At 45.0% G+C, this 14246-nt stretch carries 11 protein-coding genes and 2 tRNA genes; 3 read left to right on the top strand and 10 right to left on the bottom strand.

Annotation, left to right across the window (positions count from 1 at the left end; genetic code table 11):
* Window positions 1-81 precede the first annotated feature (81 nt).
* The 9 genes from pstA to EXIG_RS04605 form a co-directional block, all read right to left on the bottom strand.
* A complete protein-coding gene (gene pstA / locus EXIG_RS04645; RefSeq protein WP_012369766.1) occupies window positions 82-990 on the bottom strand; it encodes a phosphate ABC transporter permease PstA in 909 nt (302 codons plus the stop codon).
* Window position 991: 1 nt separating this feature from the next.
* On the bottom strand, window positions 992-1933 hold the full coding sequence (pstC, locus tag EXIG_RS04640; RefSeq protein WP_012369765.1) for a phosphate ABC transporter permease subunit PstC: 942 nt from the start codon (window positions 1931-1933) through the stop codon (window positions 992-994).
* Window positions 1934-2028: 95 nt separating this feature from the next.
* Window positions 2029-2973, bottom strand: coding sequence for a PstS family phosphate ABC transporter substrate-binding protein (locus EXIG_RS04635; protein WP_012369764.1), 945 nt, complete (start codon window positions 2971-2973; stop codon window positions 2029-2031).
* A 225-nt stretch (window positions 2974-3198) separates the two neighbouring features.
* Window positions 3199-5271, bottom strand: a complete 2073-nt coding sequence (locus EXIG_RS04630; RefSeq protein WP_012369763.1) for a peptidoglycan D,D-transpeptidase FtsI family protein — start codon at window positions 5269-5271, stop codon at window positions 3199-3201.
* Between the two features lie 138 nt (window positions 5272-5409).
* Window positions 5410-6018, bottom strand: coding sequence for a superoxide dismutase (locus EXIG_RS04625; RefSeq protein ID WP_012369762.1), 609 nt, complete (start codon window positions 6016-6018; stop codon window positions 5410-5412).
* 93 nt (window positions 6019-6111) lie between these two features.
* Window positions 6112-7572, bottom strand: a complete 1461-nt coding sequence (locus EXIG_RS04620) for an alpha-amylase (protein WP_012369761.1) — start codon at window positions 7570-7572, stop codon at window positions 6112-6114.
* 130 nt (window positions 7573-7702) lie between these two features.
* A tRNA-Ile gene (locus EXIG_RS04615) sits at window positions 7703-7776 on the bottom strand.
* A gap of 11 nt (window positions 7777-7787) precedes the next feature.
* Window positions 7788-7861: transfer RNA gene (locus EXIG_RS04610), tRNA-Met, on the bottom strand.
* A 119-nt stretch (window positions 7862-7980) separates the two neighbouring features.
* Window positions 7981-9621 (bottom strand): Na/Pi cotransporter family protein, encoded by a 1641-nt coding sequence (locus EXIG_RS04605; protein WP_012369760.1) that lies wholly within the window; start codon window positions 9619-9621, stop codon window positions 7981-7983.
* A gap of 342 nt (window positions 9622-9963) precedes the next feature.
* On the opposite strand from EXIG_RS04605, the gene EXIG_RS04600 reads away from it, so the two are divergent.
* The 3 genes from EXIG_RS04600 to EXIG_RS04590 all read left to right on the top strand — a co-directional run bounded on the left by EXIG_RS04600 (window position 9964) and on the right by EXIG_RS04590 (window position 12289).
* On the top strand, window positions 9964-10317 hold the full coding sequence (locus EXIG_RS04600) for a hypothetical protein (RefSeq protein WP_234944576.1): 354 nt from the start codon (window positions 9964-9966) through the stop codon (window positions 10315-10317).
* 192 nt (window positions 10318-10509) lie between these two features.
* Complete coding sequence (gene ispG, locus EXIG_RS04595) at window positions 10510-11619, top strand: flavodoxin-dependent (E)-4-hydroxy-3-methylbut-2-enyl-diphosphate synthase (protein ID WP_012369758.1); 1110 nt, start codon at window positions 10510-10512, stop codon at window positions 11617-11619.
* A 100-nt stretch (window positions 11620-11719) separates the two neighbouring features.
* Window positions 11720-12289, top strand: coding sequence for a 5' nucleotidase, NT5C type (locus EXIG_RS04590; RefSeq protein ID WP_081432737.1), 570 nt, complete (start codon window positions 11720-11722; stop codon window positions 12287-12289).
* A gap of 22 nt (window positions 12290-12311) precedes the next feature.
* Here EXIG_RS04590 and EXIG_RS04585 read toward each other — a convergent pair whose 3' ends face one another.
* The gene (locus tag EXIG_RS04585; protein WP_012369756.1) at window positions 12312-14156 is read right to left on the bottom strand and encodes a GGDEF domain-containing phosphodiesterase; all 1845 of its coding nucleotides are present in this window, start codon (window positions 14154-14156) and stop codon (window positions 12312-12314) included.
* Between the last annotated feature and the right edge of the window lie 90 nt (window positions 14157-14246).

The following is a 14246-nucleotide window of genomic DNA, read 5'->3' as shown; positions in this document are numbered from 1 at the left end:
GCTGGTTTTGTCGTCAGCTTCGTATCCATCATCTGTGTTCCTCCTTCATGATTCAGAACGTAATTCGTTATATAGGTGTGATTAGTATCGTTTTGAAAAACGGTTGCGGATCCAAATCGCCAGTGAATTCATCGTCAAGAGGATGACCATCAGGATGATGATTCCGGCAGCAGCCAGACCTTGGAAGTCAGCTTGCGGACGGCTTGTCCAGTTGTAGATTTGAATCGGTAACGCTGTAAACTCTGAGAAAATCCCTTCCGGTGCACGGGCGATGAAGATGGCAGCTCCGACCATGATGAGTGGTGCCGTTTCTCCGATGGCACGCGAGACGGCAAGGATGATTCCCGTGATGACGCCCGGAAGCGACGCCGGTAAAACGACTTTAAACGTCGTTTGCCATTTCGAGGCTCCGAGGGCGAGTGACGCATGACGCATCGCTTGCGGCACCGCACGAATTGCTTCTTGCGATGAAACGATGACGACCGGCAAGCTCATCAGCGCAAGCGTTAATGCTCCGGCGATCAACGTCGAGCCGAAGCCCATGTTCCGGACAAAAAAGGTTAAGCCGAGTAATCCGAAAACAATCGACGGAACACCCGCCAAGTTTGAGATATTGACTTCGATGAACGATGTCATGCGGCCTTTTTTCGCATATTCTTCCAAATAAATCGCTGCTCCGACACCCAAGATGAAAATCATCGGAATGATCAGGAGCATTAGGAAAATCGATCCCATCAGCGCAGGATAGATTCCGGCACGATCCGGCCGGCGGGATGGTGCATTTTGTAGGAAGTCGAGTGATAACCAGGCCGCTCCGTCACGAATGACACCAAAGAGCAGAATACCAAGTACGACTAAACCGAATAACAGTCCAATTAAGAATACGACTTTCGTGACATTGTTTACGACAAGACGCTGGCTGATTGATTTTTTCACAGCAGCAGGATCAATAAACTTTTTCTGTACAGGTTGTTTTTCTGGTAAGGCCATCTTAGTACTCCTCTCTGAAACGACGCGTGATCCAGTTCGCGAGTAAGTTCATCAATAGAGTAAAGACGAACAACAACGTACCGACAGCGTAGATACTGTAATATTCAATCGTGCCATAACCGGCGTCACCGAGTGCAACTTGAACGATATAAGCCGTCATCGTCTGTACCGGCTCTAACGGATTTACTGCAGCCGTTGGGTTTGATCCACCTGCAATCGTCACGATCATCGTTTCACCGATTGCACGGGACATACCGAGAACGATTGAGGCAATGATTCCGGAAAGTGCTGCCGGAACTACGACTTTTAAAGCAACTTCGAGACGTGTGGAACCGAGTGCAAGCGCACCGTCACGAATTTTTTTCGGAACAGAACTCATTGCATCCTCTGAAATCGACGCAATCATCGGGATGATCATGATTCCGACAACGATTCCCGGACTTAATGCGTTATAAATCGCAAGACCCGGAATAAGTTTTACGAGTAACGGTGTGACAAACGTCAAGGCGAAGAATCCGAAAACGATTGTCGGAACGCCTGCTAAGACTTCAAGAATCGGTTTAAGAACACGACGGGCGCGTTCTGATGCATACTCACTCAAATAAATCGCAGAAGTGAGTCCGATCGGCACGGCAACTAGCATCGCAATCACGGTAATTTCAAGTGTTCCGACGACAAGCGGCCAAATTCCGTACTCCGGTTGAGAGTTCAGCGGGTACCAGCTTGTGCTGCCGAAGAATTCTTTAAACGAAACAACTTCAAAGAAGTGTTCTGTTTCAATAACTAACGTGAGAATGATGCCGATGGTCGTAACGACGGATACGAACGCACAGAGAAACAATACGATCGGCATAATACGTTCCATGATGTTTTTCATACTAAATTTTTGTTGTCGGTTCTTTTGGATCAGCTCGCGAACCGATTTGTTTGATGATGGATTCACCCTTCTTCGCTCCCTACTTCATCATACCTACATAAGAACGTGGCCCCAAAAAAGGGAGATTCCCCTTTTTTCGGGCCGTCCTCGTGTAATGATGGTTATTTCATTGCATCTTCGATGGCTTTTGTGTTTTCATCGTAACGATCTTGCGGCATTTTGATATAACCGACTTCTTCTGATAAGTCTCCAGCATTTTCATTTGTGAATTTAACGAAGTCCGCGACTTGTTTTTTGTCTTTCAACGACTTGTTGTTGACGTACGTATAAATTTCACGTGACAGCGGGTAAGAAAGATCTTGGATCGTTTCCGGTGTTGGATCGACTGCGTTTTTTCCTTCAGCCGAAAGCGGTACTTCTTTTAACTTATCTTTGTTTTCCGCGTAATAAGCGTATCCGAAGTAACCAATCGCACCTTTTGTTCCTTCGACTCCTTTGACAAGGACGTTGTCATCTTCTGAAAGCTGAACATCTTTACGCATATCTTTTTTCTCAAGAACTTTTTCTGAGAAGAAATCAAATGTTCCGGAATCTTTACCCGGGCTGAAGAATTTGATTGGTTCTGCTGGATAAGAAGAATCGACATCTTTCCATGTCTTCACATTCGGATCCAACCAGATTTTCTCTAACTGGTCGAGTGTCATTTCTTTGACCCATGTGTTCTCTTTACTGATTGCGACTGTTAATCCGTCGTAAGCAAGAGCTAATTTTGTGTATTCAATGCTATTTTTTTCAGCTTCTGCTGCTTCTTCTTCTTTAATTTCACGCGAGGCGTTTGAAAGGTCTGTTTCACCAACGACAAAACGTTTGAATCCGCCGCCAGTACCGGATACTCCGACCGTGACATCAACGTCTGGTTGTTCGATCGAATATTCTTCACCAACAGCTTCCATGATTGGGAAGACTGTTGAAGATCCATCAATAGCGATCTTTCCTGAAAGATCTGAAGAACTTGAAGAGCCGCCTTTGTCATTACCGCATGCCGCACCGACTACTGCGATTGAAGCTACCGTTGTGATAAGTGCTGTTTTTTTCATCCAAGACATGATTAATTTTCCTCCTCGAAGTATGTCGCTGGTCACGCTACGACTTTATATCCGTTTTCCTTACAAGACTTATACTACCGATGAACTATTAAACCAAAATGAATCCAACGTAAAAGAATTGTAAAGTCGTGTATTTCCGCGTTTACAAACTCAACTCCATTAGAAAAACAGGTCAATCCATACAAAAAAAAGCGAAGATGAGTTTCCTCACCTTCGCTTCACTAGTTAATTTGGCTTAGTCTGCCATGGAACGTCTTTCACATTAAAGTACGCTTTCACTAAATCATGACCAATTTTCGAGTTGACGGTTTCCTGCTCCATATATGGAAGGAACACGGCCCATGCCATCTCCGGATTGTCGTACGGTGCCCAGCCGACCAAGTTCGAGTTTAATGAACGAACCGGTTGTCCGCTGCCGTCCCGAAGCGCAATGCCGTCTTCGCCGTATACACTGACCTGAGCCGTTCCCGTTTTCGCTGCCGCATCAATGCCGGTTTGGGCGATGATTTTGGCTGTCCCGCGTTCCCCTTTGACAACGCGGTGGAATCCTTCGCGGACATGATCAATGTTCGCTTGACTGACTTCAATCCGGTTTAAATAGTTCGTTTTAAAGCTGTAATCGACTTTTTTCGTTTCGTCTTCAATCGAGTTCGAAGCCAAGACTTCTTTTAAGAAGTGCGGTTGCACCCGGTATCCGCCGTTTGCGAGTGTCGAAACATACTGCGCCACTTGAAGCGGTGTAAAAGCATCATACTGACCAATCACTCGGTCCATCAAGAGTGTGACACGGTCCGGCGTCCCTTGTACCCCTTTGGCTTCGTATGGCAAATCGATGCCTGTCGTCACACCGAGACCAAACTGACTGTAATAATTCTGCATGATCGCTGCCGCCGCATCGACGCTTGCACCGGCGACACCGTTACTCGGATATTTTGCCATCCGCATCGCAATGTTAAACATGTAGACGTTTGACGAACGCTCTAGTGCCGTTAAGTCCGTAATCGGTCCCATATTCACATACGATCCTTTTTTCGTACCACCAATCGTGATCGGTGCATCATTGATGACTTCGTTTTGACGGATAACGCCTTCTTCAAGTCCCATCGCGACCGTTGCCCCTTTAATCGTCGAACCGATTTGCAGGGAAGTCAACACGTTATTGATCGCAACATCACTGAATTTATTGGTTGCCGTATCGAGCTTTTGACCGGACATGGCCAAAATCTCACCGGTTTTCGGATTCATGACAACGGCATATCCTTCTTTCAGATAACCGCTTCCCATGCCGCGGCCCATCTTGATCGCCTGCTGCAGGATTTGATCAACTTGTTTGTTGTATTCTGCATCAACCGTTAAGACGAGGTCTTTTCCGGACTCGCCTTCTTCCCGGTTCGGCTCACCGACCGGTTCACCGTTAAACGTTTCATAGACATCGTATGCCGGTTTCCCGCGGAGCAGGTCTTCATACTGCTGTTCAAGGAATGACGTTCCGACCCGGTCATTTAAACTGTATCCTTTTGCTTTAAACTCCGCCTGCTGTTCAGCGGGAATTTTTGAGTACTTCCCGAAGATGTTCCGCAGCGTTCCTTCATACGGATAAGAACGTTCATAAAACGGCTCTACCGATACACCCTTTAAATCTTCAAGGTTCTCATCGATAATCGCCATTTCCTTGGCGCTCGCTCCTAATTTAACGAGCTGCGGGTCAAGCGCATAACCGACTTCCATGTTGTGTTTGATAGCGATGATTTCCATCGTCTTATCATCAAAGTCGATATCTTTTTTCGTAATCGTATCGAGACGGATTTGATCCTGTTCCGAAATCGACAGCTTGTTCTGCTTTTCCGCATCTGGATAACGTTTTTCTACCGCCTGCTTATAGCGTCGATCTGATTCTTCACCGTTAACGGCTACCCAGTAATCTTTCATGTCGCGTTCCGTTACTTTCCAATCGTCTTTCGGAAGATTGATAATCGCCGCAAGACGAGAGGCGATTTCAATCCGTTCGTCGACTTTCGTATTTTGGGAACGACGGTAGACAATTGAATATTTCGAAATCGTATCGACCAACAACCTTCCGTCCCGGTCATAAATCTTTCCGCGGGGAACTTCATATTTCGATGCAATCATTTCTGTCTTTTGAACTTCCCGTGAAATCTTTTCACCATTCACAATCTGGACGACACCTAAGCGAAAGATTAAAATCGCAAACAATAAAAATACTACAAAAAACATTAAGTTAAGGCGAAGCGGCAGATGATTCCGCCGTTTTCCCTTCACCGTGATTCGTTTCGCCATGGCGTACTCCCCTATCGTTCAAAAAGTCATCTTGTTTCATTATATAGAAGGAAACTTTCCATAACAACCTATCCCATCATTTTCCGCATTAAAAAAAACATCGATTCCCAGAACAGGAACCGATGTTTAATCTCACGATTATTTTGCGTCAGCGTAAAGTTTTGCCACGTGATCCCAGTCAACGACATTAAAGAATGCGTTGATGTAATCCGGACGACGGTTTTGATAGTTGAGGTAATACGCATGTTCCCAAACATCAAGTCCAAGAATCGGCGTTTTCCCTTCCATGACTGGTGTGTCTTGGTTTGGTGTTGAAACGACTGCTAATTTGCCGCCGTCAACGATGAGCCATGCCCAACCAGAACCGAAACGTGTTGTTGCTGCTTTTGTAAACTCATCTTTAAATGCATCAAATGAACCGAATGCTTCATCGATTGCTGTAGCGAGTTCTCCAGTTGGAGCTGCTCCGTCGTTCTTTTTCAAGAGTTTCCAGAAGAACGAGTGGTTCCAGTGACCGCCACCATTGTTACGGACAGCTGTTTGAATGTTTGCAGGAAGTGAATCAAGGTTTTGAAGTAATTCTTCAAGTGATTTCCCTTCGTGCTCTGACCCTTCAAGTGCTGCATTCACGTTCGTGACATACGTATTGTGGTGTTTAGAGTGGTGAATCTCCATCGTACGAGCATCGATATGTGGCTCTAGCGCATCATAAGCGTAGCCGAGTTCTGGTAATTCAAATTTTGACATTTTCATGTCCCCCTTTATCCTATTTTCGGAATTTCAGTACTCTTTAAGACTAGCAAAAATAGTTGGTCAGGCGCAAGCAATGACCCTCAGAAATTACTGTTCGTCGCGCGGGGCGAATACCGAGACACCGCCACCTGGAACCGGGAAGACACCGAAACCTTCTTCATCGATCACAACAGGCTCTTCTTGGTGATTTGTATAATCGAACCACTCTTCTCCGGCACGCGTTTCGCCGACGAACATCCGTTTTTCACACATATCCGCATTTGAGAGCAAGACGGCACATCCCGAGTTCGGGAATTCTTCGACACCGCGACGGACCCAGCCGACGCAATGTGCATCATCCATATAATCTTCCTGTTCTCCGTATGCTTTATGGTAACGTGTATACAGCAATGCATCGATCATCTCTTTTTTACCTTCGACCGGATGCGGTCCTTGGACACCGTAGTAGTCTCCATAAAAGACACACGGATAACCGTCTTTACGTAATAAAACAGAGGCGTAGGCATGTTGTTTGAACCAATCGTCAATCCACGACTCAAGCGATTCGCCCGGTTGGGAATCATGATTATCAACAAATGTCACGGCATTCGTCGGGTGGGATTCGACGAGTGTATCCGCAAACAATGTCGTCAAATCAAAATCCTGCCCTTGTTGCGACGCTTCATGGAATTTATAGTGAAGCGGCACATCAAATAAATCGATGGTATAATCGACACTGTCTAAAAATTGACGGCAATCATCTAAATCTGATTTCCAGAACTCACCGACCATATAAAAACCGTCCGGATCGTCTCCGATCATCGACTTCGCGAACTCGTTGACGAATTCGTAGTTGATGTGTTTGATGGCGTCCAATCGGAAACCTTGGCAATTGATTGTCTCTTTAAACCAGTTTCCCCAGTTGATCATCTCTTCCCGCACTTCCGGATGATTGTAATCAATGTTGGCGAACATCAAATAGTCATAGTTCCCGAATTCGTTGTCGACTTGATCGTTCCAATCTTTATTTTTACCGGAAATCTTAAAGACACCCGTTTTTTCTTCCCGTGCATCAAAATCTGTTCCATTAAAGAATTCATGTGTCCAGATGAAATCCGAGTATTTACCGTTTCGTCCCGGGAACGTAAACTTCGTCCAGGCCTCGATTTCAAACTCTTCTGAAATTTCTTTCGAACGGTCTTCCGGATGTACTTCCACGACGTTAATCGTTTCGAGCTCATCGGCTGCCGCTTTATGGTTCATGACGACATCGGCGTAAACGGCGATATCATTTTCATGTGCGACTTGAATGGCTTCGATCAACTCGTCTTTTGTTCCGTACTTCGTGCGGACTGTTCCTTTTTGGTCGAACTCTCCTAAATCATAGACATCGTAAATGCCATACCCTGTATCTTCATCTGATTGTCCCTTTGACGCTGGTGGAATCCAAACAGATGTGATGCCTGCAGCACGCAGTTCCGGCGCTCTCTCTTTCAAGCGTTGCCAATGCTTCCCATCATTCTCTACATGCCACTCAAAAAACTGCATCATCGTATGGTTACGTTCCATCTCTCTTCGCTCTCCCTTAAATTGCCATAGTATGAATATTATTGTATTAACATTATTACAATATCTTTAATATTCCCCAAGCAACCAAAAATAAACGCACACCCTAAAAAAAGAGTGTACGTTTATACAATGGACCCTGCAGGACTCGAACCTGCGACCGGACGGTTATGAGCCGTCAGCTCTAACCAGCTGAGCTAAGGGTCCTTAAGTAATAGTAGCGGCGGAGGGAGTCGAACCCACGACCTCACGGGTATGAACCGTACGCTCTAGCCAGCTGAGCTACACCGCCATGATGGTTAAAAACAACTAATATTAGATTACTAAAATCGATCTGAAATGTCAATAAATTATCTTAAAAAAACAAAGAGGAATTTCTTTTCAGAAATTCCTCTTCTCTCATATTTTCTTTCATGCCGTTCCGGAACGTTGTTCAAGCACCAAATCCGTAATGTTAACGGCATGATCCCCGATCCGTTCCAGGTTCGACAGCAAGTCAACAAAAATCATACCGGCTTGACCTGTACATTCGCCTGCATTCACCCGTAAGACATGATGCTTGCGGAAGGAACGTTCCAGTGAATCGAGTTTCCCTTCCAGTTCAAGCACTCGGCGTGCCAATGAAACATCATCCAGTTCGACTGCTTTAATGGCGGTCTCAACGATTTTTTGCGTCAGGATGTACATTTCATCCAATTCTTTTTTCGCTTTTTCAGTAAACGTAATCCGGTTAACGATCTGGAAATCGACCAACTCGATGACGTTTTCGACATGATCCCCGATCCGTTCAAAATCGTTGACGGCATGCATGAGCAGGGAATGATCATTCGATTCCCGCTCGGACAAGTCATGCGCGGCGACTTTAACAAGGTAGCTTGTCACTTCCGTATTCAGATGGTTGATCGCATACTCAATCTGACCGGCATCCGAAACATCCTTTTTATCGTGTGATTGCGTATAACGATGTGCTTTTTCAAGTGCGTCTTTCGAGAATTCTCCCATCCGCAACACTTCCAGTTTCGCCTGGCTTAACGCAAGTGACGACGACTGGTTCAGGATATTTTGATCGAGGTGGCGCGGTTTTGAATCGACGGTCGTATCCGTTCCAGGGACGACTTTTTGGACGAGCCATGCGATTTGCGCGATGAACCAGCATTGAATCAGCGTATTGACGACGTTAAACGTTCCGTGGGCAAAGGCAATCTGCATTTTCGGTTCCAAATCAAGTGCACCTGTGATCCACGTTATGAAACTTGAGAACAGCGGTAAAGCCAGCAAGAAGATGACTGTCCCGACGATGTTAAAGATGACGTGTGCGGCGGCTGTCCGTTTTGCCGCAATCGAAGCCCCGAGTGCCGCAAGGACTGCTGTGATTGTCGTCCCGATATTATCACCGAACAAGACCGGCAATGCCGCTTTGATATCGATCATTCCGCCGTCATACAATTCTTGTAATATCCCGATCGTCGCAGAGGATGATTGGACCAACATAGTAAAGACCGTTCCGACAAAAACACCGAGCAAAGGGCTATCCGACATCGATACCGTCAAATCACGAAACCATTCGCTTGATTCAAGCGGTGCCATTCCGTCTCCCATGAGCGTCAATCCATAAAAGAGCGCCCCGAAACCAAAGAAGATTTGACCGATGTATTGAATCCGTTCTTTATTGAAGAAGAAAATCAAGAACGCTCCGAGCGCAATCGCCGGAAGTGCCGCTTCCTTCACGTTAAAGCCGATGATAAAGGCAGTGATGGTCGTTCCGATGTTCGCCCCCATGACGACACCGATGGCTTGACGCAAGTTCATTAATCCGGCGCTGACCAGACCGACGACGATGACAGTTGTTCCGGATGATGACTGGATCAAGACCGTAACGACGATACCCGCTAAAATCCCGAGAAACGGGTTGGAGGTATATTTATCTAAAATGTACCGTAACCGGTCTCCCGCTGTTTTTTGAAGACCATCTCCCATATACTTAATACCGAATAGGAAAATACCGAGTCCACCGATAAAGGTGAAAATCATTTCCTGTAAATCATAGTTCATCTTGTCATCTCCTCATATAAAAAGTGGAATTGATTTGTTGTTAAGAATTCATTGTTTCAACCTCCCCTATTATGTAAAGGTCTGATGAACTTGTAAATAGTTTTTCACACATTCGATTGTTAAGGTTTTATTAATCTGTACCAAAACAGATAAACCCTTTAAAAAAAAAAGGTTTATAAATAATTTATTTGTTGTTATAAAACAGAAGAAAGAGTGATTGAATTGCATTTTTTAAGTCAACTACTTAATTACTTACAAACTACCTTAGTTCCAAATCGCGGTTTTTTAAAGACTCGTCTCGCTGATGTCTCCCTTTATTTTTGTGGATTAGCATGGATTTCCTTGTGGTCAACAATCATTGACAGCATCTTTCTCCAGCAGTCGATTCCGTTCATCATTTGGTTTATCCTGCACTTCATTTTTATCGCAATCGCGATTTTGTTGTACCTGTTATCCGTTTCCTATCTGAATCGCTGGTTCATTCAGTGGATTTTGCCAAGACCATGGGCGTTTCGCCAAGTATTTCCTTATACGGTCGCCGCAAACATCTGGACCTTTCCAATCGGTGTTTTTCTGTATCAGTTCGGCTATCCGACTTTAGGAGTTGTCTTCATCATTGCCGGGCACTTGATTTATTCGTTAACCCCGCTCCTGCTTGCCCGACTAAAGAAAAAATCATCCCGTCCGTCTTCTTGAAACTAGATGGATGAATCTGTTGAAGGAAAAAAACGTCCATCCGGCGACGGATTGACTTTCCACTATTCGTGTTAAACAATTGTAAATGTTCAATTTTCGTTCTTGTTTCTCGATTTTTAGGGAATAGTTCGATATGATAGTACAAGTAGTCACAAACAATCTGGCGTTATGCCACAAAAGGAGATTTTCGATATGCCGAAAATGGTCCATCGCTCTAAGACTCGTCCCGTTCGTGTTGGGGACCTTGTCATTGGTGGAAATAATGAAGTCATCATCCAAAGTATGACGACAACAAAAACACACGACGTCGAAGCGACTGTCGCTGAAATTTTACGCCTTGAAGAAGCAGGATGCCAAATCGTCCGCGTTGCTTGTCCAGAAGAACGTGATGCGCTAGCACTTGCAGAAATCAAGAGCCGGATCAACATCCCGCTTGTCGTAGATATTCATTTCAACTATAAACTTGCGCTCATGGCAATTGAGGCGGGTGTTGATAAAATCCGAATCAACCCGGGTAACATCGGACGCCGCGAGAAAGTCGAAGCGGTCGTTACCGCAGCAAAGGCGAAAAACATTCCAATTCGAATTGGTGTTAACGCCGGTTCACTTGAAAAACACATTCTTGAGAAATATGGTTATCCGACAGCTCGTGGGATGGTCGAAAGTGCTTTGCACCACATTAAGATTCTTGAGGATCTCGATTTCCACGATATCATCGTTTCCTTGAAAGCATCTGACGTTCAATTAGCGCTTGAAGCATATCAACTCGCTTCCGAGTCGTTTGATTATCCGTTGCACGTCGGAATCACGGAATCTGGTCCTTTACGGACAGGTTCTTTAAAATCAGCTGCCGGTCTCGGAGCGATTCTATCACGCGGTATCGGGAATACAGTCCGTGTCTCTCTTTCTGCCGATCCGGTCGAAGAAGTCAAAGTTGCAAAAGAAGTCTTGAAATCATTTGGTCTTGCTGCCAACGCAGCAACATTGATTTCGTGCCCGACATGCGGACGGATTGAAATCGATTTAATGGCGATTGCAGCAGAAATCGAAGATTATATCGATAAAATTCAAGTTAACATTAAAGTTGCAGTTCTCGGTTGTGCCGTTAACGGTCCCGGGGAAGCCCGTGAAGCCGATATCGGAATTGCCGGTGCCCGTAACGAAGGATTGTTATTCCGTCACGGGGAAATCATTCGTAAAGTTCCGGAAGCAACGATGGTCGAAGAATTGAAAAAAGAAATCGATGCGATCGTTCTTGAAAAAGAAGCGGAAAAAGAAGCCGCAAAAGCAAGCCAAGCTTAAGTCAAAAGAGCCCTCTTCCCGGAGCGGCTCTTTTTTTCGTCTCCGCATTTCGATTATGTTATACTAGTGGCAGAAAATTTATAGAATGTTGGTGATGTAAGTGAAAATCGGAATTGATATTGATGGAACAATCACTCATCCTTCTTCGTGCTTTAACTATATGAACAAATATCTCGGAACATCGATTGATTTTGAGATGGCCTCTGAATACGAACTTCATACCTATACGGATATGCAGCAAATCGAGTTTTGGGAATTCATGGTCAAATCGGGTCATGAACTCGGCATCTACCGTGAATCCATCCCGCAAGAACTTGTCAAACAGCACCTGTGGGATTTAAGAAAACAATATGATCTCCATTACGTGACGGCCCGGTCAGAAATCGTTCGTCCCGTAACGGAAGAATGGATTAAACAGCATGAGTTACCGCTCGATTCGCTGATCATGACCGGCTCACACGACAAAGTCCAAGTCGTCCGTGATTTGTCACTTGATCTCTTCATGGAGGATCGTCTCGAAAATGCGATTCAAATTGCAGAAGACACATCGATTCCCGTCATTTTGTTTGATGCGCCTTATAATCGTCGTCCCGTCCCTGAAAATATCGTCCGTGTCTCTTCCTGGAATGAGGCCGTTCAACAAATTCATAAATTTGCCCCAATTCGCTGAAACAATAAAAGCGGAAACGACATTATTCTGTCGTTTCCGCTTTTTTAGTTTCCAGTAAACAGATGATTTCTTCGAGAAGAACCGGTTTTGCAAAAAAATAACCTTGGAATAAATGAATTCCGATGTCTTTTGCAATTTGTACCTCTTCTCCCGTCTCAACCCCTTCGACGATACATTCCACATGCATCGATTGACTCAACTGAAAAATCGACTCTAAAATCGACTGTCTTTTTTCAGACTCTTCGACTTGTTCAATGAATTGTTTTGGTACTTTAAGCTGACGAAGCGGCAATAACCGTTCCAGAACATGATACGAAGCATGTCCTGTCCCGAAATCATCCAATGAGACCGGGAAATTCAATGTCTTAATCCGGCGTAATGCCCGGAGAATCGGTTGGCTTTCAAAATCCAAAGACTGGCTTTCAGTAATTTCAATTTTAATCTGCTTCGGCTTCAAACTGTATTTCAGCAGCATCCGCTCAATAAACGGCATAAACGACTCATCCGTCAATTGCCGCGGAGATACGTTGACCGACAGACTAAACTCTTCCGGAACGAGACCAATCAGCCGTTTTCTTGTTTTACATCCTTCTTCGAAAACCCACTCGCCCAACCGGATGATCAAGTCACTCTTTTCTGCGATTGGAATGAAAACCGTCGGACGTTCTGCTCCCGGAATGGTCGTATTCCAGCGCATCAAGGCCTCTAATCCAATGAAACGGTCCTGATTGGAATCATACTGCAATTGGTAGACCAGGTAAAAATCATGATTTACATCCGCTCGCGACAATGCTTTGGCGGCTTCAACGCGAAGCGATTGTTCTTTGCGCCATTCTTGATTCAGGCACATCACTTTTGCCGAATCCCGGATACTTTCCGGAAAGGCAGAGGTGATCTGGTGAATCCGTTTTGTCATACTGAGTTGATCGACTTCCCCGTCATCGATGACAATATAGAGATTAACATAAATTTGATGGTTTTCGACCTGGTACGGAGCAGACATACGTTGACTGAGACGTGTCATTTCCTCCTCACACGATACGCCGGGCGGTTTCTCCATGACGACCATCAGCGTTCCGCCTTCAACTCGCACGATCGTCAAATAAGGAGGTAATAATGTTTTCAGACGTTCGATACAATCAATTAAGACCTGTTGCTGAATTTCCTCTCCAAAATATCGTGCGAGTTCATGGTAGTTTTCCAGATGAACACCGACCAGTAACAGATTCTTCTGATCCACATGCAGAAATCGTTCTTCCAGTCCGCGGACATTAAGCAGTTGCGTCTGTAAATCGTGGCGGGCCGACTCATGCAATTGATCTGCCAGTTGTTGCAGGCGACTGAGATTACGAAGATGCAGATGATTGATGATCAAAGCGATACAGATGGCAATCCCGATCATCCCGAGCCTCGCGTAATGATCTGTCGGATCAATCTCCACAAGAATCGTATCTGAGCGCACCATGATGAATACGTTCGTCGCGACGATGAGGACAATGGCATACCAAATCATGATCCGGTCATAGGCAATCAAGGCGATCATTAAAAATAAAAAACAACTGGCCCAGACGGTGACTGAGGCATAAGGTAACATACTGATTGAAGCGAACGGAATACTCAGTAACATGACGGACAGAAAGTGTGATTTATGATGAGCTGTCAACCGACTGCGGCTGATCAAAAAGGTTATGATTCCAATAGAAAGCAAAACAGCCACAGTCGTCAACTGATTTAAATAGGCATTTCGAATGGTATGATCCGTCGTCCCTAAAAAAATCAGGGCGCCGACGCTCATTAAGAACAACGCAAAATTTCCGATCCAACGCTGTTGATTACGGACAATCTCATCTACTGTTTTAACAGGCATCTGTCTCCTCCTTTCTTAAGATTAGACTGTTTAGCCATTCGGCATCACTTCATCATACTCCTGCTCTTCCTCTGCCAGCAATTATTCTTT

The sequence above is a fragment of the Exiguobacterium artemiae 255-15 genome (assembly GCF_000019905.1).
Classification (GTDB): domain Bacteria; phylum Bacillota; class Bacilli; order Exiguobacteriales; family Exiguobacteriaceae; genus Exiguobacterium_A; species Exiguobacterium_A artemiae.
Note: the sequence above shows the minus strand (reverse complement) of the source record. Positions and strands in the feature narration are given on the sequence as shown.

Excerpts from the sequence above, each read along its gene's own strand:
- pstA (WP_012369766.1), bottom strand. The coding sequence starts at position 990 with ATGGCCTTACCAGAAAAACAACCTGTACAGAAAAAGTTTATTGATCCT.
- EXIG_RS04635 (WP_012369764.1), bottom strand. The coding sequence starts at position 2,973 with ATGTCTTGGATGAAAAAAACAGCACTTATCACAACGGTAGCTTCAATC.
- EXIG_RS04630 (WP_012369763.1), bottom strand. The coding sequence starts at position 5,271 with ATGGCGAAACGAATCACGGTGAAGGGAAAACGGCGGAATCATCTGCCG.
- EXIG_RS04625 (WP_012369762.1), bottom strand. The coding sequence starts at position 6,018 with ATGTCAAAATTTGAATTACCAGAACTCGGCTACGCTTATGATGCGCTA.
- EXIG_RS04620 (WP_012369761.1), bottom strand. The coding sequence starts at position 7,572 with ATGGAACGTAACCATACGATGATGCAGTTTTTTGAGTGGCATGTAGAG.
- EXIG_RS04605 (WP_012369760.1), bottom strand. The coding sequence starts at position 9,621 with ATGAACTATGATTTACAGGAAATGATTTTCACCTTTATCGGTGGACTC.
- ispG (WP_012369758.1), top strand. The coding sequence starts at position 10,510 with ATGCCGAAAATGGTCCATCGCTCTAAGACTCGTCCCGTTCGTGTTGGG.
- EXIG_RS04585 (WP_012369756.1), bottom strand. The coding sequence starts at position 14,156 with ATGCCTGTTAAAACAGTAGATGAGATTGTCCGTAATCAACAGCGTTGG.